Annotated in this window: 10 protein-coding genes; 1 reads left to right on the top strand and 9 read right to left on the bottom strand. The window is 70.4% G+C overall.

What is annotated here, in order from left to right:
• Positions 1 to 374 precede the first annotated feature (374 nt).
• On the top strand, positions 375 to 578 hold the full coding sequence (locus tag BKH32_RS00095; RefSeq protein ID WP_075248062.1) for a DUF3073 domain-containing protein: 204 nt from the start codon (positions 375 to 377) through the stop codon (positions 576 to 578).
• Positions 579 to 847: 269 nt separating this feature from the next.
• Here BKH32_RS00095 and purM read toward each other — a convergent pair whose 3' ends face one another.
• The 9 genes from purM to BKH32_RS00050 form a co-directional block, all read right to left on the bottom strand.
• The gene (purM, locus tag BKH32_RS00090; protein WP_075248061.1) at positions 848 to 1,990 is read right to left on the bottom strand and encodes a phosphoribosylformylglycinamidine cyclo-ligase; all 1,143 of its coding nucleotides are present in this window, start codon (positions 1,988 to 1,990) and stop codon (positions 848 to 850) included.
• Between the two features lie 133 nt (positions 1,991 to 2,123).
• Positions 2,124 to 3,980 carry an amidophosphoribosyltransferase gene (purF, locus tag BKH32_RS00085; RefSeq protein WP_075248060.1) on the bottom strand — a complete coding sequence of 619 codons (1,857 nt, stop codon included), beginning with the start codon at positions 3,978 to 3,980 and terminating at the stop codon, positions 2,124 to 2,126.
• A gap of 61 nt (positions 3,981 to 4,041) precedes the next feature.
• Positions 4,042 to 5,688 (bottom strand): RNB domain-containing ribonuclease, encoded by a 1,647-nt coding sequence (locus BKH32_RS00080; RefSeq protein ID WP_075248059.1) that lies wholly within the window; start codon positions 5,686 to 5,688, stop codon positions 4,042 to 4,044.
• Between the two features lie 371 nt (positions 5,689 to 6,059).
• A complete protein-coding gene (locus tag BKH32_RS00075) occupies positions 6,060 to 6,521 on the bottom strand; it encodes a sterol carrier family protein (RefSeq protein ID WP_075248058.1) in 462 nt (153 codons plus the stop codon).
• 626 nt (positions 6,522 to 7,147) lie between these two features.
• Positions 7,148 to 9,289, bottom strand: a complete 2,142-nt coding sequence (locus BKH32_RS00070) for a PTS fructose transporter subunit IIABC (RefSeq protein ID WP_075248057.1) — start codon at positions 9,287 to 9,289, stop codon at positions 7,148 to 7,150.
• Positions 9,290 to 9,513: 224 nt separating this feature from the next.
• On the bottom strand, positions 9,514 to 10,524 hold the full coding sequence (locus BKH32_RS00065; protein WP_075248056.1) for a 1-phosphofructokinase family hexose kinase: 1,011 nt from the start codon (positions 10,522 to 10,524) through the stop codon (positions 9,514 to 9,516).
• Positions 10,521 to 11,285 (bottom strand): DeoR/GlpR family DNA-binding transcription regulator, encoded by a 765-nt coding sequence (locus BKH32_RS00060; protein ID WP_075248102.1) that lies wholly within the window; start codon positions 11,283 to 11,285, stop codon positions 10,521 to 10,523. Before BKH32_RS00060 ends, BKH32_RS00065 begins: the two co-directional genes overlap by 4 nt.
• A 481-nt stretch (positions 11,286 to 11,766) precedes the next feature.
• Complete coding sequence (locus BKH32_RS00055) at positions 11,767 to 13,749, bottom strand: bifunctional metallophosphatase/5'-nucleotidase (protein ID WP_256690101.1); 1,983 nt, start codon at positions 13,747 to 13,749, stop codon at positions 11,767 to 11,769.
• 591 nt (positions 13,750 to 14,340) lie between these two features.
• Complete coding sequence (locus BKH32_RS00050) at positions 14,341 to 16,758, bottom strand: 5'-nucleotidase C-terminal domain-containing protein (protein ID WP_256690099.1); 2,418 nt, start codon at positions 16,756 to 16,758, stop codon at positions 14,341 to 14,343.
• Between the last annotated feature and the right edge of the window lie 306 nt (positions 16,759 to 17,064).

Genomic DNA, 17,064 nt, shown 5'->3' with positions numbered 1-17,064 from the left:
TGTCAGGCCCTCCACGTACGCCTCCGGCGAAGTGAGGGCCCCGATCACCAGGCAGCCCCCTCCCCACCCCTTCTCAGGACTCCTCGAGGCAGCAGCCCCTCACTCCTGAGAATCCCAGTCTCTCTAGAAGAACTTCGGGCCGACATTGGACAGAATCCGCAGGCTTACTGAGGGCTTGCCGAAGACCCTCTGAGCAATCCCTATGGGACTCTTGGACCCTCTGTCCAACATGTAGGGTGTGCGTCACCACGACTCTCGCCCGGTGTCCGAATGGTGTTCGTGACCATTGACGTTGTACGGTTGCCCCACGACATATTTGACCAGGAAGAGCGCGCCCACGTGCGCGCCGTGACACGTTGGAGGGGGTCGAGCCTATGGGGCGCGGCCGTCAGAAGGCCAAGGCAACCAAGGTTGCCCGTAAGCTCAAGTACTTCAGCCCGGAGACTGATTACAAGGCTCTGGAGCGGGAGCTCGTCTCAGCGTCCTCGGGATCTGAGCCTGACGACGAGATCGACTACGAGGAGCTGGCCGCCAAGTATGCCGTCGACGACGATGACTGGGACGAGGACAGCAAGTAGCCCACCCCAGTCGAGGAGGGCCGGAGGAACGCACCTGCCGGCCCTTCCGCACGCCTACGAACGCGCGCGTCGAGGCCCGTCGGGCAGCCATCCGTGTCACTCTCGGCGACTTTTCACTCCCGAACCGAACAACCTGTGTCGCATCGACCCAGGTCAGGGCGGTGCTGCCCGGGCCCGTTGCTCCAGAACCGGCCCGGTGGGGTTTGAATAGTCGCCATCCGTGACACAACACCGTATGAGGCCCGTTGGTCCAGCAGGGCATTCGCGGCTCAGGCGGTGTAGGTGCCGTGGATGTCGACCGCTCCCCCGTCGACGCCCTTCGTGCCGGAGACGACCCGACCCTGGGCCTCGTACTTCCCGGCCTCATGCACCTCGCCCAGCACCCAGGCGGGGATGTCGGAGCCCTCGGCGACCCGCAGGACGGCGTCGACCACGCTCGGGTCGACGACGGCGACCATTCCCACGCCCAGGTTGAGGGTGCCCTCAAGGTCCTCCCACGGCACCGAGCCGAGCTCGCGCACGGTGGTGAAGACCGGCGGCACCGTCCAGGAGGAGCGGTCGACGTCGGCGATGAGCCCGTCCGGCAGGACCCGGGCGACATTGGCGGCCAGCCCCCCGCCGGTGATGTGGGACAGGGCGTGGATCGGCCCCGGGGCGGCCGGCGAGGACAGGGTCTCCAGCATGGCCAGGCACACGCGGGTGTACAGGCGCGTGGGCTCGAGCAGCTCCTGGCCCAGGGTGCGGCCGAACTCGGGGACCTCGCGCTCCAGGCCCCAGCCGGCGTGCTCGATGACGCGGCGCACCAGGGAGTAGCCGTTGGAGTGCAGGCCGGAGGCGCCCAGGGCGACCAGGACGTCGCCGGCGCGTACCTTCTCGGCCCCGAGCATCCGGTCGGCCTCGACGACGCCGGTGGCGGCCCCGGCGACGTCGTACTCGTCGGGGGCCATGAGGCCGGGGTGCTCGGCGGTCTCCCCGCCCAGCAGCGGGGTGCCGATGGCGGCGCAGGCCTGGGCGATGCCGCGCACGATGTCGGCGATCCGCTCGGGGACGACGTGCCCGCAGGCGATGTAGTCGGTCATGAGCAGGGGGCGGGCGCCGACCACGACGATGTCGTCGACGACCATGCCCACCAGGTCCTGGCCGATGGTGTCGTGGATGTCGAGGGCCTGGGCGATGGCGACCTTGGTGCCCACGCCGTCGGTGGAGGTGGCCAGCAGGGGACGGCGGTAGTCGCGCAGGGCGGAGACGTCCACGAGCCCGGCGAAGCCCCCGACGCCGCCGACGACACCCGGGGTCATGGTGGAGGCCACGGCGTCCTTCATGAGCGCGACGGCCCGGTCCCCGGCGGCGGTGTCCACGCCGGCGTCGGCGTAGGTGATGGCGGAGGTGGGCTGCTCGGGCTGCTGGGTCATGGTGGGGCTCCTTGTGGACTCGGGTCGAAGGTGCGGTGGTGGGCGGAAAGGGGCGAGGGCGGAACAGGCGACCTGCGCGCATCGCCGCCGGCGGACCGGGGCCGGCCGGACGCGGCAGGAGCCGGGGCCCGGGCTAGGTCGTTGACCCCAGGGGGCTGCCGGAGGCCAGGTCCGGGCGGGTGATACTGCCCGGCGGCACGGTGCGGCCGACGTCGTCGGCCTCCTCGCGGCGCCGACCACGGTAGGCGGTCGGGACGCGGCACACCGGGATGGCGGCGGACTTCAGGCTGCGCACGGGCGGCGGGATCGGGTAGTCGCCGGTGAAGCAGGCCAGACACAGGTCGTCGGCCTTCTGCCCGCTGGCGGCCACCATGCCCTCGACGGACAGGAAGCCCAGGGAGTCGGCGCCGATGGACTGACAGATCTCCTCCACGCTCATGCCGGTGGCGATGAGCTCGGCGCGGGTGGCGAAGTCGATGCCGTAGAAGCAGGGCCACATGACCGGCGGGGAGGAGATGCGCACGTGGACCTCGGCGGCGCCGGCCTCGCGCAGCATCCGCACCAGGGCCCGTTGGGTGTTGCCGCGCACGATGGAGTCGTCGACGACCACGAGGCGCTTGCCCTCGATGACCTCGCGCAGGGGGTTGAGCTTGAGGCGGATCCCGAGCTGGCGCAGGGTCTGGGTGGGCTGGATGAAGGTGCGCCCCACATAGGCGTTCTTCACCAGACCCTGCCCGTAGGGGATGCCGGAGGCCTGGGCGTAGCCGATGGCGGCCGGGGTGCCCGACTCGGGCGTGGCGATGACGAGGTCGGCCTCCACCGGGTGCTCGCGGGCCAGGGCGGCGCCCATCTCGTTGCGCGAGGTGATGACGCTGCGTCCGGCGATGCGGGTGTCGGGGCGAGCCAGGTAGACGTACTCGAAGACGCAGCCGGCCCGCCGGGCGGTGGCGAAACGCGAGGAGCGCACGCCGTCCTCGTCGATCTCGATGAGCTCGCCGGGCTCGATCTCGCGCACGAAGGCGGCGCCGATGATGTCCAGGGCGGCCGTCTCGGAGGCCACGGCCCACCCGTTGCCCAGGCGCCCGAGAACCAGAGGGCGCACCCCGTGGGGGTCGCGGGCGGCGTAAAGGGTGCGCTCGTCCATGAAGACCAAGGAGAAGGCCCCGCGCAGCATGGGCAGGACCCGGCGGGCGGCCTGGTGGATGCTCAAGGGGGCCGGTGCGGAGTAGGCGGCGTCGAGCTCGGCGTCGTCGGTGATGCCGGAGGTGAGGACGTCAGCGGCCGAGTCCCAGCCCTCCAGGGCTCCGTGCTCGGAGACGAGGTTGAGCAGGGCGGCCAGGACGGCGGTGTCGGTGGAGGAGCCGCGGCCGAGCTCGCCACTGAGGTCCTCCCCGGAGGTGGCGCGCACGGCGTCCATGAGCTCACGGGTGTTGGTGAGATTGCCGTTGTGGACCAGGGCGAGGGTGGAGCCGGCCGCCGGGCCGAGCATCGGCTGGGCGTTCTCCCAGGTGGTGGCGCCCTGGGTGGCGTAGCGGACGTGGCCGACGGCGATGTGGCCGGTGAGGTTGGACAGGGCCTGGTCGTCGAAGACCTGAGAGACCAGGCCGAGGTCCTTGTAGACGAGGATCTGGGAGCCGTTGGAAGTGGCGATGCCGGCCGACTCCTGGCCGCGGTGCTGGAGGGCGTACAGCCCGAAGTAGCTCAGGCGGGAGACGTCCTCGCCGGGGGCCCACACGCCGAAGACGCCGCACTCCTCGCGCGGCGAGGGCTCGAGCTCGTCGCAGTGGTCGTCGGGCAGGGCGGTCAGGGTGGTGAGGCCGGGGGTGTCGGCGGGTACTGCGGGAGCCGCAGGAGCCTCGGGAGCCGCCGGATCGGCCGGGCTCGGCCGGCTGGACCGTCCCAGGGGCTCGGAGGATCCGGCCCGCGGTGTGGGGCGGGCGCCGTCGGGATGGTCGAAGGTGATCTGCGAGGGATTCTCACCGGTGCGCACACGCACAGTCTGTCACGGCCGGGCGCCGTCTGCCCATTACGGCCACCGGAGCCGGTCGATCTCAGGGGCGCTCCCGCCGCAGGAGCTGGAAACGGATACCGGAGGCGGGGTCGACGGACAGGAGGCGGACACGCACGCGCTCACCCACCGGGAGGCCGCCGTCGGAGGGCTTCTTGCCGGCGCGGATCTCGGTAACGACGGCGGGCTCGGCCAGGACGAGCTCGCCGCGGCCGTCGTGCTCGGAGGTGATGACGCCGTCGAAGACCTCGCCCTCGTGCCCACGCAGGACCAGGGCCTCCAGGGCGGTCAGTGCCCCGCGGTCGATAGCGCGGGCGCGCTTGCCTGCCTGCTCCATGACGCCGGGCAAGTCCGGCAGCGCCTGGAGGGCCCACTCGGGCACGGGAGCCTGGGCGCAGGCGGCGATGCAGACCTCCTCGCCGTAGCGGTCCACGAGTCGGCGCAGCGGCGCGGTGACGTGGGCGTAGCGGGCGGCGATCGCGGAGTGGACGGCCTCCTCGGAGTCGGAGGCCTCGTCGTCGGCCGGGACCCCGACGCCGCCCACCCCGAAGGCGAGGTAGCCCGATCCGCGGAAGAGGGACATGGCCTGCTCCATGAAGGCCGCGTGGGTGGGCACGGCGTGGTCCAGGCCGCGCACGAGCTCGGGGTAGGGTTGGGAGGTCGGCCAGTCGATGCCCAGGGCGGCGGCGACGCGCCGCAGGCGGGCGTAGTCCTCGGGGCGCGCCGGCGGCAGGGTCCGTAGGATGCCGACGCCGCACTCGACCATGATCCGGGCGGCGCACATGCCGGTGAGCAGGGAGATCTGGGCGTTGTACTGCTCGGCCGGCACGGGCACGCGGTAGGCGAGCCGGTAGCCGGCGTTCTCGGCGGGGTCCGTATCCTCTGCTGGCGCTGCCGGCTCAGTCGTCGCTTCTTCCTCTGCCGCCTCGGTCACCTCGACGACCTGCTCGGGCGTGGTCATGCTGATACCGCCGCGGGCAGCCTCGCGCTCCAGGCGCAGGCGGCCGATCTCGGCCAGGAACTCGGGCAGGTCAGCCGGCGCCTCCTGGGGTAGGGCTCCCTCCCCGTCGATGGCGGCCTGGACCTGGGCGTAGGTGAGGCGGGCGCGCGAGCGCACGAGGGCCCTCTCGACGCGGGCGGAGACGACCTCGCCGCGCTCATCGAGGTCGATGGTCCACAGGCAGGCCGGGCGCTCGGCGTCCTGCAGGAGGGAGGCTGCGCCGTGGGAGAGGACCTCGGGGTGGAGGGGCGTGGCGGCGTCGGGGGCGTAGATGGTCTCGCCGCGGCGGCGCAGCTCGGCGTCCAGAGCGCCGCCGGGGGTGACGAAGGTGGCCAGGGAGGCGATGGCGTAGTGGACTCGGTAGGTGGCCGCCGGCTCGAAGGCGTCCCCGGTCCTCGTACCGGCCTGGTCGGCCTGCGTGGGCAGGCGCTCCAGGAGGACCGCCTGGTCGAGGTCCATGGAGCCGGGCGGGTCGATGGTGACCAGCTCCAGGTCACGGGCGTCGCGGGCACCGTCGGCCAGGAGACGGGCGGGGCCGCCCTGGGCCCAGGCGCCGGCGGCGGCCTCCGCCTCGGCGAGGGCCTCGGGCGGGAAGGCGGTGGGGACCTCGTAGTGCGCGCGCAACGCATCCAAGGTCCGGGCGACCTCGGCGGGCGGGGCGGTGTAGGTGCTCAGGCGCGTGCGACTCATGGGATGAACCTACCGGCGCGGGCCCTTGGCGCAGCAACCAACAGACGGATGGGGCGGAATCGGCCCGATCTGTCACGGGCGGCGACTTTTAGGACCGAGTGCGCTCCGCAGACGACCAGTCAGAACGCGTTGGCGCTGGTCAGGACCTTGCACCCTGACGCCCGCCCCGACAGGGCGCGTGGAAAAGTCGCCATTTGTGACACTTTCGTCCTCTGCGCGGTTGGCCAACAGTCCGCGACGCCTCAGGACATGGGGGTGACGATCCCAACGAGCCCGCGGAGCAGCCCCGGCTCCCAAAGCGACAGTCAGAATCGGAGCGGCGGCACGGCGACGGCCATACCGGCGCCGGTCGGTCCAGACCGGACAGGCTTTCAGAGCTTGACCAGCGGCAGGTAGACGGACAGGTCGCAGCGCTCGCCGGAGGCGTGCAGGGTGCCGCCGGCCAGGGCGTCCTGCCAGGTGAGTCGGCCGGTGGCCAGGGCCAGCCAGGTGGGGGCGTCGGTCTCGACGACGCTGGGCGGGGTGCCCCGGCGGTGGACGGTGCCCGCAACGGCCTGGGTGACGCCGAAGGGCGGGACCCGCACCTCGACCGAGCGCCCGGGCGCGCAGGCGGCGAGCTCTTCGAGGGTGTAGCGCACGGCGGTGGCGGTTATTCGCCGTCGGGCGGCCCGGTCGGCAGGGCTGGCGGGGGCGGCACCATCGGCGGCTTTCTCAGCGCCAGCCGGCCCTTCAGTGGCTGTGGCCGGCCCAGCCCCGGATGTGCCCTGCTCCTGGGCCCACTGGCGCAGGGCCTGGGCGCCGGCGTCTGGGTCGATACGTCGTCTTGCAGCCATGGCGCGAAGCCTATGCCGGAACTACCCGGGGCGAGCGCGAGAGCCCATCGCGGGCGGCGAGCACCCGTCCCCGCGGTGAAGACCACCACGAGGTTGTACCGGCCGGCCCTGACCGGCCCGGATAACGACGCCGCGCGGCCGCCCCGACACATCGAGGACTGCGTTCTTCATCCAGGACGTACTTCTCCCCCAAACGACTGCGCCCGGGCCGTCGCCTTCTGTGGGAGAACGCAGTCCCCGATCGAAAGGTACGTCCTCGATCAGGGGCGGCCCAGTCCACAGGGACCTTCTGCGCCGACAGGAACATATCCTTGCGGCCGGGTGCGTCCTGCACCGACGGGGACATTTCCGCGCGGCCGGGGCCTTCTGCGCGTGCGGGGACAGGATTCCTGTCCCCGCACGCGCGGACCGCACTGCTCGCCGGTCAACGGCGGCGCGCAAGACACGGGAGTGCCCCCGCACGCGCGGACCGGACCCATGGGCCAGAAAACGTCCCCGGCCGCGTGAAGCGTCCCCGCCGAAGGACGCAGAGCCTCTCAGGCTCGGCCTCTTCGCTCCTCACACACGTCGTGCGGGGCCCCGTACCTGGTGGGACCCCGCACGACGCGGTGATGAGGATCGCCCGCTCAGGCGGCGGCTGCGGCCTGCGCCTCAGCGCCCTTCCTGCCGTCCGCGTTGCGCCCCAGCCCCTTGAGGACGACGACCAGCACGGTGGACACCACCGTCCCAGCCAGGATCGCCAGAAGGAAGCCACCGAAGTTGGTGATGGCGAAGGCGACGAACACGCCGCCGTGGGGCGCACGCGAGCCGACGTGCATGGCCATGGTCATCGCACCCGTGACCGCCCCGCCGGCCATGGTGGCCGGGATGACGCGCAGCGGGTCGGCGGCGGCGAAGGGGATGGCACCCTCGGAGATGAAGGACAGCCCCAGCAGCCAGGCGCTGCGCCCGTTCTCGATCTCTGCCTTGGTGAACAGCCGCGAGCGCAGGAAGGTCGCAGCCGACATCGCCAGCGGCGGCACCATGCCGGCGGCCATGACGGTGGCCATGATCTCGTAGGGGGCAGTGTTGCTGGCGCTGGCCGCGGACAGGCCCGCGGTGCCGAACAGGTAGGCGGCCTTGTTGACCGGCCCGCCCAGGTCGAAGCACATCATGAGCCCGAGGATGATGCCCAGGAACACGGCGGAACCACCCTGGGACATGGAGCTCAGCCCGTCCTGCAGCGCGGTCATGAGGGAGGCCAGGGGCCGCCCCAGCAGCATGTACATGACGGAGCCGACCACCAGCGTGGTCCCCAGCGGGATGATGACCACGGGCATGAGCCCGCGCAGCCAGGCAGGCACGTTGAGCCCGGTGAGCCAGGCCGCGAAGTAGCCGGCGAGGATGCCGCCGATGAGGCCGCCGATGAATCCGGAGCCGACCGACACAGCGATGGCACCCATGGCGAAGCCGGGGGCGATGCCGGGCCTGCCGGCCAGACCGAAGGCGATGTAGCCGGCCAGCGCCGGGACGAGGAAGTTCATCGCCGCCTGCCCCAGTAGGAAGAACACCGACCCGAGGTAGAGCGTCAGCCCGGAGCCGGCGGCGCCCTCCACGGAGCCGGGCAGCCCCCACAGCGTGTAGTCGTGGGCGACCGCCTCGGCCACGGACTTGTCGGCCCCCTCGGGCGTCAGGGCGATGTCGTACCCGCCCAGGAGGAAGCCCAGGGCGATGAGCAGACCGCCGGCGGCCACGAAGGGGATCATGTAGGACACCCCGGTCATGACCGAGCGCTGCAGGCGCCGGGCCCAGTGCTCGGAGCCCTCCTCGCTCTCCTCGGCGGACCCACCGCCGGCCGGCACGCGGGCGGCGCCGGGGTCGTCGACCGCGGCCAGGGCCTTGTCCACCAGGGAGCCGGCGTCGTTGACGGCGGCCTTGACGCCGACGTCGATGACGGGTTTGCCGGCGAAGCGCTCACGTCCCTTGACGGGCAGGTCGTGGGCGAAGATGACGGCGCTGGCCCGCTTGATGAGCTCGGGGTCGAGGGCGTCGATCTTGCCCGATCCCTGGCCCTCGATGGCCACGGTGATGCCACGGTCCTTACCGGCCTGCTCCAGGGCCTCAGCGGCCATGAAGGTGTGGGCGATGCCGGTGGGGCAGGAGGAGACCCCCACGATGACAGTCTGACCCTCCGCCGGGGCCGACGACGCCGCAGCCTCCTTGGGCTCCGCGGCGCCGGACCCTTGGGCCGAGCCCACGGCGCTTCCGGCCTTACCGGCCCCACCGCCTGCGCCGCCCTCGGCCTGCGCCCCGTCGTCGAGCAGCTCGGGCTGGACCTGCTGCGTGACGATGCGGGTGATCTCCTCGGCGTCGGCGGCCTGGCGCAGGGCGTCGGTGAACTCGGTCTGCATGAGGCCGCGGGCGAGCTTGGCCAGGAGCTGAAGGTGGAAGTCGTCGGCGCCGTCGGGGGCGGCGATCATGAAGATGAGGTCGGCGGCCTGTCCGTCGGCGGCCCCGAAGTCGACCGGCTCGGCCAGCCGGGCGAAGCCGAGGCTGGGGGCCAGGACGTGAGAGCTGCGGCAGTGCGGGATGGCGATGCCGCCGGGGATCCCGGTGGGGGCGGTCGACTCGCGCTTCTTGGCGTCAGCGGCCAGGCCGTCGGGGCTGGAGGCCCGGCCCGCGCCGGCCACGGTGGTGGCCAGGAACTCGATGACGTCTTCCTTGCCCGGGCCGGCGTCGGCGTCGAGCGCGACCAGGTCGGGGATGATGAGGGGCTTGTTCTCGGTCATGGTCTTCCTTGGTGTCCGAGGTGCCGTCGCCCGGTGGGCTGCGGCGGGTCACAGGTGGTGGGCGGTGGTCATGCGGTCAGTGGTGGTCGTGTGGTGGATCGGTGGGTGGGTGGTGAGCAGTCGGTGGCGGAGCCGGCTGGGCGGTGGACGGCCGGCGGCCGCTGACAGTTGCGGGGAGGCGGGGATCGCGGGTCTGCGGCCCCAGCGCCCGCGGGCGCCCCGACTCAGGAGAGCCGGGTGACGACGGCCGGCTGCTCGGGAAGGTCGGCGGGCGTGGGCAGGGTGGTTCCGGGCAGGGAGGCGGCGGCCGAGCCGTAGGCCATGGCGGTGCGCAGGCGCTCGGCCTCGTCGCCGCCGTTGACGTCGGCCAGGATGTAGCCGGCCACTGAGGAGTCCCCGGCGCCGACGGTGGAGACCACCGGGACCTCGGGGGCGGTGGCGTGCCAGGCGCCGTCGGCGGTCACCAGGACGGCGCCGGCGGGGCCGAGGGTCACCATGACGGCGCCGAGCCCCAGGCCCACCAGGAGGCGGGCAGCGTCGACGACGGGGCCGTAGTCCCCCTGGACGGCGCCCTCCTCGAGGGCCATGGCGCGCTCGGCGGGCAGACCGGCGAGCTGGCCGAGCTCCTCACCGTTGGGCTTGATGAGGTCGGGGGCCGATCCGGGCAGCTCGGCAGCCAGGGCCGCCAAGGGCTCGTCGGAGGTGTCGACGGCGATGCGCAGCCCCGGGGCGACCTCCCGCAGGAGGCCCACCAGGCGGGCGTACCACCTGGCCGGCGCACCCGGCGGCAGGGAGCCGGACAGGACCGCCCAGTGGTGGGGGGAGGATCCGGCCGACACCCCTGTGAGCGTCAGGGTCTCCAGGAGGGCGTGCTCGACGGCGTCGACCTCCTCCTCGCTCAGGCCCGCGCCCGGCTCGTTGAGCTTGGTGGTGGTGCCGTCGGGCTCGGTGACGGCGGTGTTGATGCGGGCGGGTCCGGCCACGGGCACGGATCGCACGGTGAGGCCGGGCAGCTCGAGTCCGTTGAGGGCGGTGAGGATGGGGTCGTGCTCGGCGGCGGGAAGGACGGCGGTGGCGGCGCGCCCGGCGTTGGACAGGACGCGGGCGACGTTGACGCCCTTGCCTCCCGGTTCCATGACGACGCCGGTCAGGCGCTGGACGGCGCCGCGCTGGAGGGGTCCGGGCAGGGAGACGGTGCGGTCGAGGGACGGGTTGGGCGTGAGGGTCAGGATCATGCGACAAGTACCTCGGTTTCGGTGGTGGTGAGCTGGTCAATGAGTGCGGGCGGGAGCTCGACGTCGGTGACCAGGAGGTCGATGTCGTCGAGGGAGGCGAAGGAGACCAGGTGCTCCTGGCCGATCTTGGTGGAGTCGACCAGGGCCACCACCTGGCGGGCGCTGCGCACCATGGCGCGTTTGACGGTGGCCTCGTCGGGGTCGGGCGTGGACAGCCCGTGGGCTGCGCTCAGGCCGTTGGCCCCCAGGACGGCGACGTCGACCCTCAGGGTGGACAGGGCCTCGACGGCCTCGGGGCCGACGGCGGCCTGGGTGAGTCCGCGCAGCTGGCCTCCCAGGATCCGCACCCGGGTGCGTCCGGCGGCGGCCAGGGAGGCGGCGGTCAGGACGGAGTTGGTGATGACGGTCAGGTCGCTGTCGCCTGGCAGGAGGCGGGCGAGCGACCCGGTGGTGGTTCCGGCGTCGATGAGGAGGGTGGTACCGGGTTTCGGTGCGAGCCGTGCCAGGGCGGCGCGGGCGATGGCCTGCTTGGCGGCGGGGTTGACCTGCTCGCGCTGGGTCACGCCGGTCTCCGGCAGGGCGGGGGCGGGGATGGCGCCGCCGTGGACCTTGCGCAGGGCGCCGCTGCGGTCCAGGGCGGTCAGGTCGCGGCGGATCGTCTCAGGGGTGACGTCGAAGTGCTCGGCGAGCTCAGTGACGAGAACCCGCCCTGCACCGCGCACCTGCTCCACGATCTGGCGGTGCCTGTCCTCGATGCGCATGTTCACCCCCTGGAAAGTCGGTGCCATCAACCAGAGACGCCCGTTCGGGCATCTATTCGACTCTGAATGTCTGAACAGACGCAAGAGTATGTCCGCTCAGACATTCATGTCTACCCCTGAGTGACTTACGATACATTTTATAGGTTGTTTTGAGAACAGGGGCCGTCCAACGGGCGCGGTCGCACCGTCGAGGACGTACTTCTGCGCCCAGGACTGCGTTCTCCGACAAACGACTGCGGACGCAACCCAGTAGCCCGGAGGACAACGCAGTCCTCGAACGGGAAGTACGTCCTCGGCGCGAACCGCAGCCACCGCTGCCCCCGGACCACCTGAGCCGTCCTCGGTGGGGTCCCGCCATCGCCGGCCCCATCAGACAGGACTCGTGCCCGCCTCCCCCGGTGGGGGCGACGGGCACGAGCATCGGTTCGCGCATCGCTGCGTCAGGCTGCGTCAGGCAGTGTCAGCCGGCATCAAACAGGCGTCAGTCGACCTGCCGTCTGTGGCGCAGGATGAGGTAGCCGCCGGCTATGAGGGTCAGGGCGACGACGCCGGCACCCAGGGAGGTACCGGTGCGGGCCAGTGGCCAGCCGCCCGAGCCGCCGGCCGGCTTGGCGCCACCGGCTCCGCGAGCCTGTGGGGCCGCAGTACCCGCCCCACTCGTGGCGGCAGGCAGGCCACCAACACCAACCTGAGCCGCAGAGGCCGACGTCGTCGCCGTCGCACCCGCCGACGGCCCACCGCTGGGCGTCGAGGTCGCCACCCCCGTTGAAGGCGTGGGTGACGGCACGCTGGAGGGAGCCGGCTGCGCGCTGGGCGAGGCCGACGGCCCGGTACCGGCAGTGGCCGACGGCGTCGCCGCGGGCTTCGCATCGGCCGGGACCTCGACATAGAAGCTGTTGAGGATCCGGCCAACGCCGTCCATGGACTCCAGGGTCACCCAGCGGCAGGTCGCACCCGCCGTACTGCGGCAGGTACCAGTGGGCGCATCGGCCGGGATGGTGAGGTCGAAGCTCGCCTTACCGGTGGTGGGGCCGGCGCGGTCCACGCTCAGGTCGATGTTCCGACTGAAGAACTCCTTGTCCCCGGAGCGGGCGCGCACGCGGCGAGCCCCGAGAACCTGCTCGGTGGGGTGGGTGTAGGTCAGGGAGTCCATCGTCACTGCCACCGTGCCGGCTTGACCGGGCTTCGGGACCGCACTCATCCCCACCTGACGCTTGGCGTAGCTCGGTTTGAGTATCTGCTGGTTGAAGGAGGCCAGGTAGCTGGTGGTGATGTCGCGTCCGAGCGATCCGACTTTCACCACCCCGCTTCCCTGAGGCAGTGTGAAGCCGGCGCCTCCGGTGAGCAGCTCGGTGGTGGAGGCCACGACCACCGTGTCCGTGTCCTCCAGAACCTGCCCGTCCACCCTGACCTCGCGAATCGCGGGGGCGGTGCCGCCGTCGGTCTGGGCGGCGGCGTCCACGATGACGTCGACATTCGAGGACAGTCCCAGCTGTACAGAGGCCGGATCCGCTCCGGGGCGCCACTGCTGGGCGATGAGCCCCTTGAGCTCGGCTCCGGTCATGGAGAGGTAGCCCATGTCCTTGTCATCCGGGGAGACGTTACGGACCTCGTCGACCGTGAACAGGCCGTCGACCTGGTCCGCGGGCACCTCGCCGTGATAGTCCCCGGTGCCCTTGTACCGGAAATCGGCTTTGAGGTCGTCGGCCCGGACTACTCCCACATAGCGCGTGGAAGCCTGCGGCTGTCCCATGGGATCGATGTCGGCGAGCCAGTATCGGTAGGACTCGGCCACGAGGTCGGACGCTGTGGACTCGGTGCCGGTGTGGACTCCGGGAGTCACGCCATCCGATCCGCGCAAGTAGTCGGTGCCGAGCTGCGCCACCTGCCGGGCGGCCCCCAGATCCATCATCTTGTTGTATCGCTTGTATGAGAAGATGTCGACGCCATCGAAATCATCGTCGTAGCAGAACTCCTGCTTCAGATCCCGATTCTCCACGTTGGCCACAGAGACCTTCTTGGTGCCCCGGTCGTAGTTGAGCCGAATCATCCCGAGCTTCAGGCCGTAGTGGTCGGGCTGAACGACGGCGATCTCATTGCCATCGACCCCGGTCACCGTCTGCGCGTAGGAGACGTGGCTGCGTCCGGCGACGACGGCGTCGACGTTCCTGGAGAAGCTCGTGGCCGTGGAGGCCGCGTCCTCGTGGCTGAGGACGACGACGACGTCGGCCTCTCCATTGGCCGGGTCACCGTCCTTGAGCTCGGCGGCACGGGCGTTGGCCGTGGCCACCGCCGGGGCGACCGTGAGCCGGGCCCGAATGGAGGAGGAGACCAGCTTGGGCAGCTCATCGGTCACCACGCCGATGAAGCCGACCCGTACCCCGTCGACCTCCTTGATGAAGACCCCGTGACCGTTCCCCTCAGCGCTCAGGGCATCGGAGCCGGACACGTTCGCCGCCAGCACGGGGAATGTCGTATAGGGAAGAACCCTCCCTTCGAGGTCGCTGAGACCATGGTCGAGCTCGTGCACCCCTAGCGCGGAGACACCCATGCGGAGCCGATTCAGTACATCCAGCGTCCCCTCGTCATGATTCATATAGGACGACCGATAGTATGACGCTCCGATATTGTCTCCCGACGAGACGAAGAGCGCATTGGGATTCGCCCTGTACGCCCGGCTCATCTGGCACGCCAGCGACGTCACACCGGGATTCTCCACATTGTTGATGTCAACCTCACCAGTCTCCGGATTCTTATGGAACGTACTTTCGATGTATCCATGCAGATCGGAGATGCCAACGAGGTCGATGGCGACTCCCCCAGCCGGGGAATCCAGTGGCACAGCGGCCTTGGGCCCTCCGACGACTTGGGCGGGAGGCGTCCCGGAGGGCACGGCGGTGGAAAGAGGGCTGAGTGCAGTGAGGGCCAGCGCAGCGAATGCGGCGCAGACCCGCCCCCGCCTTCGCGATATGAGTCTCATGATATGTCCTTAGATCAGCGTGAAAAGAGTGCAGGGAGAACGTGGAGGGAGAAGGGCCGCAGCATCGCTGCCCCCTCATCCTTCCTGCCGTCTGTGGCGCAGGATGAGGTAGCCGCCGGCTATGAGAGTCAGGGCGACGACGCCGGCACCCAGGGAGGTACCGGTGCGGGCCAGCGGCCAGCCGCCCGAGCCGCCCGAGCCGCCGGCCGGCTTGGCGCCACCGGCTCCGCGAGCCTGTGGGGCCGCAGCACCCGCCCCACTCGTGGCGGCAGGCAGGCCACCCACACCGACCTGAGCCGCAGAGGCCGACGGAGCCGCCTTGGCACCGGGAGCGGCCGACGTCGTCGCGGTCGCACCCGTCGACGGGGCGCTGGAGGGAGCCGGCTGCGCGCCGGGAGTGGACGACGGAGCGCTAGGCGCGGCCGACGGCCCGGTACCGGCAGTGGCCGACGGCGTCGCCGCGGGCTTCGCATCGGCCGGGACCTCGACGTAGAAGCTGTTGAGTACCTTGCCGGCACCGTCGACGGACTCCACGGTCACCCAGCGGCAGGTCGCACCCGCCGCACTGCGGCAGGCACCAGTGGGCGCATCGGCCGGGATGGTGAGGTCAAAGACCGCCCTACCGGTCGTGGGGCCGATACGGTCCAGGCTCGAGTCGATCTCCTGGCTGAAGAACTCCTTGTCCCCGGAGCGGGCACGGACTCGTTGCGCACCGAGGACCCGCTCGGACTCGTTGGTGTAGGTCAGGGAGTCCATCGTCACTGCCACCGTGCCGGCCTGACCGGGCTTCGGAACCACTCTCATCCCCACCTGACGCTTGGAGTAGGACGGCGTCAAGGGCTTGTCCCCGAAGGACTGCAGGTAGGAGATGAAGACGCTGTGCTGGAGCGTGCCGACGTTGACGACGGCATCCTCGTCAGGACTGGGGAAGTCGTTGTTGTCATGGAGCAGCTCATAGGTGGAGGCCAGGACCACTGGGTCCGAATCCCCCAGAACCTGACCGTCGACCCGAATCTCACGCACTGTGGGAACCTTCCCGTTCTCCACCGTCGCGTCGGGATCCACAATGACGTCAACATTCGAGGACAGCCCCAGGTTGAGCACGGGGGGCTCGGCGTAGAACCTCCACTGGTGGGCGATGAGCTCCTTGAGCTTCGCACCATTCACAGTGACGTAGGCGAGCGGTTTGTTGTCGGGCTGGACGTCGAGCGCCTCCCCGTAGGACACCAGGCCGTCCTGGTCCGGGCGCGGGATGTCGTTGTGGCTGCCGGACTCGAGGTAGGTGAGGTCCTTCTTCATGTCCCGGGCACTGACGATGCCGACATAGTGGCTGGAGCCGGGAGGTTTGATGGAGGTGATCCAGCTGTGGTAGGACTCGGCGACCAGGTCGGCGGCCACGGACTCCGTCGCCGTATTGGTACCGGGGACGGTTCCGTCAGACCCCCGCAGGAAGTCCGCCCCAATATGCGCCAGCGGCTGCTTGGCGACCTCCCCGGCGGCCCCCTCGTACTCCCGGGTCCTGCTCCACACCTCAGGAGAGGATCCTCGGCATGGGTAATGTCCGATCCACATGTTCTCCGCGCTGTAGGAGACGATCTTCCGAGCCGTTCGGTCGTACTCCAGGAGAATGTCCCCGAAGCTCCGGCCGTAGATCTCGGGCTGGACGACGGCGATCGAGTTGCCCTCGAACCCGGTGACGACATGTCCGTACTCCCCTGCACCACGACCGGAGACGACGGCGTCGACGTTCCTGGAGAAGCTCGTCGCCGTGGAGGCCATGTCCTCATGGCTGAGCACGACGACGACGTCGGCCTCACCATTGGCCTGGTTGCCGTCCTTGAGCTCGGCGGCGCGGGCGTTGGCCGTGGCCACCGCAGGGGAGACGGTCAGAACCTCTCTGTTCGCTGCAAGGGTTCGGACGGGAAGCTCGTCGGTCACCACGCCGATGAAGCCGACCCGCACCCCGTCGACCTCCTTGATGAAGACCCCGCGACCGCTCCCCTCGGCACTGAGGGAAGTGGAGCCGGAGACGTTCGCCGCCAGGACGGGGAAGTCGGAGGCGGGCAGGATCCTGTCCTCGAGGTCCTTCACTCCGCCGTCGAGCGCGTGGACCCCCAGGGCTGAGGCATCCAGCTTCATCGTATTGAGGCCGTAGATGATGGGCTGGTCCTGCACGAAGGAGGACGTGTGGGGTGAGGCGCCGACATTGCCGCCGGGGGAGACGACGAGCGTGTTGGGAAAGTCCTCTCGAATCCCGCGGACGGCGCACTCGATACCGATCAGGCCGGGGTCCTTGGGGAGGTCGTACTCCTCGGTTTTCGGGTTGAACCCGCTCGTCTCCACGTAGTGGCCGCGAAGGTTGCCCAGGCCGACCAGCTTGATGCGCACCTTGTTACCCGGTTCGTCGGCCCCCTGCTGCCCGTCGGCGCCGTCGGGAGGTTTCTCCACAGCGGCGGCCGGCGGCATGAGGGATGCTGTCGGAACCGCGATCATGGGACTCAATGCAGCCACCACCAGAGCGCTCAACGCAGCGCAGACTCGTGCTCTCCGAGCTGGAAGTATTCTCATGTCAATCCTCGTAAGACGTAGGGGCGAAGATCGGGATCATGTGAGGTATGGAACATCACCACGGTACGCCCCTCCCGAGTATTTCGCAGCCTTTTTCACGATCTCGACCGGTCGGTAGGTTTCTCGGCCGTGACCGCCCCGGGGCAGTATCGGGGCGTGCGGGATCGACGTTCGCAGGCGTGGATGGGACTGGCGGGAGCGCGGCGAGGAACGAGCCACGCGGATGGTTGC

This window comes from Actinomyces oris (genome assembly GCF_001929375.1).
Classification (GTDB): domain Bacteria; phylum Actinomycetota; class Actinomycetes; order Actinomycetales; family Actinomycetaceae; genus Actinomyces; species Actinomyces oris_B.
This window is presented reverse-complemented; position numbering and strand designations above follow the sequence as displayed.

What these genes read in the sequence shown, in the direction of transcription:
- BKH32_RS00075 (WP_075248058.1), bottom strand. Translation starts at nt 6,521, where the DNA reads ATGGCTGCAAGACGACGTATCGACCCAGACGCCGGCGCCCAGGCCCTG.
- BKH32_RS00050 (WP_256690099.1), bottom strand. Translation starts at nt 16,758, where the DNA reads ATGATCGCGGTTCCGACAGCATCCCTCATGCCGCCGGCCGCCGCTGTG.
- BKH32_RS00080 (WP_075248059.1), bottom strand. Translation starts at nt 5,688, where the DNA reads ATGAGTCGCACGCGCCTGAGCACCTACACCGCCCCGCCCGCCGAGGTC.
- BKH32_RS00095 (WP_075248062.1), top strand. Translation starts at nt 375, where the DNA reads ATGGGGCGCGGCCGTCAGAAGGCCAAGGCAACCAAGGTTGCCCGTAAG.
- purM (WP_075248061.1), bottom strand. Translation starts at nt 1,990, where the DNA reads ATGACCCAGCAGCCCGAGCAGCCCACCTCCGCCATCACCTACGCCGAC.
- BKH32_RS00065 (WP_075248056.1), bottom strand. Translation starts at nt 10,524, where the DNA reads ATGATCCTGACCCTCACGCCCAACCCGTCCCTCGACCGCACCGTCTCC.
- BKH32_RS00060 (WP_075248102.1), bottom strand. Translation starts at nt 11,285, where the DNA reads ATGCGCATCGAGGACAGGCACCGCCAGATCGTGGAGCAGGTGCGCGGT.
- BKH32_RS00070 (WP_075248057.1), bottom strand. Translation starts at nt 9,289, where the DNA reads ATGACCGAGAACAAGCCCCTCATCATCCCCGACCTGGTCGCGCTCGAC.